This is a genomic window from Mesorhizobium sp. M2E.F.Ca.ET.209.01.1.1, assembly GCF_004010375.2.
Classification (GTDB): Bacteria; Pseudomonadota; Alphaproteobacteria; order Rhizobiales; family Rhizobiaceae; genus Mesorhizobium.
In genome coordinates this window covers 1-300 of the sequence record NZ_SADP02001034.1, presented here as the reverse complement: position 1 = coordinate 300, position 300 = coordinate 1, and the positions used below count along the sequence as shown (strand labels likewise).

The following is a 300-nucleotide window of genomic DNA, read 5'->3' as shown; positions in this document are numbered from 1 at the left end:
GCACGATCTGGTGCTGGTCGATCGTGTAGTGCTTGGCGACTTCGTAGTGCTTGGCGGATTCGAAGCTCGGCCAGTTGTTCTCGGCGCCGTCGATGACGCCGGTCTCCAGCGCCGAATAGACCTCGCCATAGGCCATCGGCGTGGCATTGGCGCCAAGCGCGTTGACCATGTCGACGAACACGTCGGACTGGATAACGCGGAACTTCATGCCCTTGAGGTCGGCGATCGAGGTGATGTCCTTCTTGGTGTTGTAGAAGGAGCGCGCGCCGGAATCGTAGAAGGCGAGGCCGACGAGATCAT

Annotated in this window: 1 protein-coding gene; it reads right to left on the bottom strand. The window is 60.3% G+C overall.

Going from position 1 to position 300, the window contains the following annotated elements:
* The coding region (dctP, locus tag EN852_RS39005) for a TRAP transporter substrate-binding protein DctP (RefSeq protein WP_189546627.1) at positions 1–300 on the bottom strand (300 nt) is incomplete at both ends.